Raw genomic sequence first — 5,858 nt, 5'->3', positions numbered from 1 at the left:
AGCTAGCTTTTTAGAAAGAATAACGTTTTTTGTCACTTGGGGGTAGTGAAAATTCTTAAGTTGATGGGCATGGGGTATTACCTACTATTGTGAGTTCACCTGGCTTAAAATCAATAAAAGAAGAGGATAAGTTACGTCCAGTTGCCAATGTTTTAGAAGGTGCGAAACGTACTGGTCGCGCAACTGGAATTGTTGCTACAGCTGAAATTCAGCATGCTACTCCCGCTGGATTCTCTGCTCACCATGTAAACCGCAAGCATTTTGACGTAATTGCGGAGCAACAAGTGTATCAAAATATAGATGTCGTATTAGGCGGGGGAAAAGCGGCACTGCTACCTATAAAAAGAAAAGATGGTGAAGATTTAGTAAAGGTGATTCAAAACAAAGAATACGACTTTGTTGAAACGAAAAATGAATTATTGAACTCTAAATCTAATAAAATTTGGGGCTCTTTCTCACATAATGCCTTAGCGTTTGATATGGATCGTGAAGCAACAAATCCGGAGCAACCAACACTTTCGCAAATGACGGAAAAAGCAATTCAAACGTTATCAAAAGATAAAGATGGGTTCTTTTTATTTGTGGAAGGAAGTAAGCCAGATTGGGCTGCACATGTGAATGATCCAATTGGGATGATTAGTGATGTATTGGCATTTGATAATGCAGTTGCAGAAGCATTAAGATTTGCAAAAAAAGATGGTAATACGATGCTAATAGCCGTAGCGGACCATGGTAACAGCGGTATTTCTATTGGCAATATGAATACGACAAAAGGTTATAATACTACGCCGGTCTCTACATATATTGATCCGTTGAAAAAAGCGAAAATGACACTTGAAGGGACTATCAATAATTTGAAATCTGATATATCCAATGTAGAAGAGGTAGCTAAATTATACGGGTTGGACAATTTAACTTATGATGAAAAAGAAAGGTTAAAAGTGGTTAAAAAGAAAATAGATGTAGGTCCAATTTTCACTACATTATTGGCTAACCGTGCGAACATAGGCTTCACAACAGGAGGGCATACTGGTGAGGATGTATTTTTATATTCATACGGTCCTCAAAAGCCAGTTGGTTTGATTCAAAACACGGACGTTGCAAAGACAATGGCGAAAGCGATGGGCTTTAATTTAGAAGAAGTAACAAACAAATTATTTGTAGAGAGTGAATTAGCCTTTAAGCAGAATGGTGCAACTGTAACAGTAGATAATACTGATGCAGTAAATCCTGTGCTCATAGTAAAACGTAATAATGTAACAGCTCAATTATTTGTTAACAAAAATATAATTCGTATTAAGAATAAAGATTATGAATTAGGAAGTGTTGTTGTAGAAAGCAATGGTAAATTCTATGTACCAGAAGAAGCAAGTCGTTTATTCATAAAGCATTCTCGTTAAAAAAACGCCAATTCCTTAGCTACTACTTAGGAATTGGCATTTTTGTGTAGATGAGATTTCACTTGAAAAAAGAGGAAAGAGAACCACAAATTCTAGAGTGAACTTCCTGTAAATTCACCTATTTATGTTTTTCATCCTAGAAAAAATATTTCTCAACATTTTAGTACTTTAAAAAGATTGAATATTCGTATTATAACGAATATTATATTGCTATCGGCAAAAATCGATAATTTGCAGACACTGGGGAGGAAATACATTGAAAAAGAAAAAGAAATTAAAACCTTTAGCGGTATTAACAACAGCAGCAGTGCTAAGTAGTACGTTTGCTTTTGGAAGTCATGCAGCGTATGCTGATACGCCACCATCTCTACCAATTGATGAACATTTAATACCAGAGGAACGCTTGGCAGAAGCGCTGAAGCAACGGGGAGTAATCGATCAATCTGCATCACAAGTTGAGACATCAAAGGCTGTCGAAAAATATGTTGAGAAAAAGAAAGGGGAAAACCCTGGAAAAGAAATCTTGACAGGAGATAATCTTACGCAAGAAGCTTCAGATTTTATGAAAAAAGTAAAAGATGCAAAAATGAAGGAAAATGAACAGGCGCAGCAACCCGAAGTAGGATCAGTAGCTGGGCAAGGTCTAGGATTGAACCCAGGAAAATTAAATGGAAAAGTACCGACTACACCAGCGAAGCAAGCTGAGTACAATGGGGCTGTTCGAAAAGATAAAGTACTTGTATTACTCGTAGAATTTAGCGATTTTAAGCATAATAATATTGATCAAGAACCGGGTTATATGTATTCTAAGGACTTTAATCGTGAACATTATCAAAAAATGCTATTTGGTGATGAGCCATTTACGTTATTTGATGGATCGAAGATTAATACATTTAAACAATATTATGAAGAACAATCTGGCGGAAGCTACACAGTTGATGGAACTGTAACGGAATGGCTTACTGTTCCAGGAAAAGCGTCAGATTACGGTGCTGATGCGGGAACTGGCCATGATAACAAGGGACCTTTAGGACCAAAAGATCTTGTGAAAGAAGCATTAAAAGCAGCGGTAGCAAAAGGTATCAATTTAGCAGATTATGACCAATTTGATCAATACGATCAAGATGGTGATGGAAATAAAAATGAGCCAGATGGAATTATTGATCATTTAATGGTAGTACATGCAGGCGTGGGTCAAGAAGCTGGCGGTGGTAAATTGAAAGATGATGCAATTTGGTCTCATCGTTCAAAACTAGGGTCGAAGCCATATGCGATTGATGGTACAAAATCTTCTGTTTCGAACTGGGGCGGAAAGATGGCTGCATACGATTATACAATCGAGCCTGAAGACGGAGCGGTTGGTGTGTTTGCACATGAGTATGGTCATGATTTAGGCTTACCAGATGAATATGATACAAAGTATTCAGGACAAGGTGAACCAGTTGAATCATGGTCTATAATGAGCGGCGGTAGCTGGGCAGGAAAAATTGCAGGTACAGAGCCAACAAGTTTCTCACCGCAAAATAAAGAGTTTTTCCAAAAAAATATGAAGGGGAACTGGGCGAATATTGTTGAGGTAGATTATGATAAACTTCGTACGGGAATCGGTACTGCAACATATTTAGATCAAAGTGTGACAAAATCAAAACGACCAGGAATCATTCGTGTTAACTTGCCAGACAAAGATATAAAAAATATTGAGTCAGCATTTGGTAAGAAGTTTTATTACAGCACGAAAGGAAATGACATTCATACAACACTTGAGACACCAGTATTTGACTTAACGACTGCAACGGATGCTAAGTTTGATTATAAGGCATTTTATGAACTGGAAGCGAAGTATGATTTCCTTGACGTATATGCGATTGCAGAAGATGGAACGAAGACACGCATTGATCGAATGGGTGAAAAAGATGTAAAAGGTGGTATAGATACAACGGATGGTAAGTGGGTTGATAAATCATATGATTTAAATCAATTCAAAGGAAAGAAAGTAAAACTGCAATTTGAGTATGTAACAGATATTGCAGTAGCATATAAAGGATTTGCGTTAGACAATGCAGCATTAACTGTAGATGGAAAAGTTGTTTTTTCTGATGACGCAGAAGGCCAGCCAGCAATGACATTAAAAGGATTTACTGTGTCTAACGGATTTGAACAGAAAAAACATAACTACTATATCGAGTGGCGTAATTACGCTGGGTCTGATACTGCATTACAATATGCACGTGGTCCAGTATTTAATACAGGAATGGTTGTATGGTATGCGGATCAAAGCTTTACAGATAACTGGGTAGGCGTTCATCCAGGTGAAGGGTTCCTTGGAGTAGTAGATTCTCATCCAGAGGCAATCGTAGGAACATTAAACGGACAACCTACTGTGAAGAGCAGTACACGTTATCAAATTGCCGATGCGGCATTCTCATTTGATCAAACGCCAGCATGGAAAGTAAATTCACCAACTCGCGGTATCTTTGACTATAAAGGATTACCAGGAGTTGCAAAATTTGATGATTCTAAGCAATACATCAACAGCGTTATTCCAGATGCGGGACGTAAGTTACCTAAACTAGGATTGAAGTTTGAAGTAGTAGGTCAAGCTGAAGACAAGTCTGCAGGTGCAGTTTGGATCCATCGATAAAATAAAAGGAAATGAAGAGGAGCTGCCATAAGCCGGTGAAACTGACTTATGGCAGCTCTTTTCTGCTTGTGAAAAAGTTTGTAGAAGTTCATTTTATAAATGAAATGCTCCATTTGTCCAATTATAGCGCTATTTGGGGAGTAAGTAATTTGTAAGTATTGAGTAAGAAAAAAGAGATTTTTATAGTATATAATATTTATCCCGCATTAACGGGCAGTAAGCCCCCCACCTCAAAATTCAGCGGAAGCAAAGAAGTTAGGTGGGGGATCAACTGCCCGTAAAAGCCCGATTGGTTCAACTAATAATCAGTGGGGGATGCCCCCCCCCCACTGATTAAAGTTTCACTTTATTACATCTACTTTTAACACCTGATGCTAATAGTATGCTATAATGTGAATTAGCAACAAAAAGGAAAGGAATTAGAAAAATGACATTAGAAAATACTAAAAATTTAAAAAAACAAGTTGCTCCGTATGAAAAATCAACGATTAAAAAAAGTGTGTGGCAGCTTATTAACACAGTCGTGCCATTTGTTATTTTATGGTACCTCGCTTATAAAAGTTTGTCTGTTTCTTATCTGTTAGCATTAGTTCCATCTTTGTTAGCTGCTGGTTTTATGACGCGAATTTTCATAATTTTTCATGATTGTACCCATTATTCATTCTTTAAAAGTCGAACTGCTAATAGAATAGTAGGGACATGTATGGGTGTGTTAACGTTATTCCCATTTGATCAATGGGGGCATGAGCATGCGATTCATCATGCTACAAGTGGTAATTTAGATAAGCGAGGTACAGGAGATATTTGGACGCTTACAGTCGATGAATATGTAGCTGCACCATTTAGACTTCGTTTAGCATATCGTTTATATCGCAATCCATTCGTTATGTTTGGATTAGGTCCGATTTATGTTTTCTTGCTTAAAAATAGATTTAACCGAAAAGGTGCAAGACAGAAAGAACGTATGAATACGTATTTGACGAATATTATTATCGTTGCTGTAGTAGCAATACTTTGCTGGGCAATAGGGTGGCAATCGTTTCTGTTCGTACACGGTACGATATTCTTAATAGCAGGTTCAGTAGGGATTTGGCTGTTTTACGTACAGCACACTTTTGAGGATTCTTATTTTGAAGAGGATAAAGATTGGGAATATGTAAAAGCGGCAGTAGAAGGAAGTTCATTTTATAAACTTCCAAAAATCTTGCAATTCTTAACTGGTAATATTGGATTCCATCATGTTCACCATTTAAGCCCAAGAGTACCTAATTATAAGCTAGAAGAGGCACACAATAATACGCTTCCGTTAAAAAATGTACCAACAATTACACTTGCTACAAGCTTACAATCACTACGTTTCCGTCTTTGGGATGAGAAAAGTAACAATTTTGTTAGCTTTAAAGATGTAAAAAATATAATTAAAAATAATGTTTCTGTTCGGGTGAAATCGGAACTATAATTTCAGCGTATATAAAACTCCCCTTAATCATTTTCAATTTAAGGGGAGTTTTTGTTATATATAACGGATATTGAGGACGTGGAATACTCATATGTAGGTATAAATTCAAGGATACGGTAATCATATTATGTAAATAAGGTAAAACATCATTATTTTTTATTATTGTGAAGGATATCATACATATATAATGGAAAGCAGAAGGTAGAGGAGAGTAATGATAAGAACAGAAACAACGTAATAAAATAATTCTTTCAAAAGGAAGGGACAGGAAAGATGTTGAAATTACAGCCCTTTCCGAACGGGAAAGCCCATCGCCTTTAGGCATGGGATGAAAGTGAGGTTGGATACGGAGTACCAC

Annotated in this window: 2 protein-coding genes and 1 pseudogene; all 3 read left to right on the top strand. The window is 36.9% G+C overall.

Annotation, left to right across the window (positions count from 1 at the left end):
- Positions 1-71: 71 nt before the first annotated feature.
- Positions 72-1,400, top strand: a pseudogene (locus tag PDQ68_RS28185) (alkaline phosphatase); the annotation flags it as partial.
- Positions 1,401-1,656: 256 nt separating this feature from the next.
- Complete coding sequence (locus tag PDQ68_RS28180) at positions 1,657-4,041, top strand: immune inhibitor A domain-containing protein (RefSeq protein WP_016717821.1); 2,385 nt, start codon at positions 1,657-1,659, stop codon at positions 4,039-4,041.
- A gap of 427 nt (positions 4,042-4,468) precedes the next feature.
- Complete coding sequence (desA, locus tag PDQ68_RS28175) at positions 4,469-5,500, top strand: Delta(5) desaturase DesA (protein ID WP_016717820.1); 1,032 nt, start codon at positions 4,469-4,471, stop codon at positions 5,498-5,500.
- The last annotated feature ends 358 nt before the right edge of the window (positions 5,501-5,858 follow it).

The sequence above is a fragment of the Bacillus cereus group sp. Bc010 genome, assembly GCF_027716745.1.
GTDB lineage: Bacteria > Bacillota > Bacilli > Bacillales > Bacillaceae_G > Bacillus_A > Bacillus_A pacificus.
Note: the sequence above shows the minus strand (reverse complement) of the source record. Positions and strands in the feature narration are given on the sequence as shown.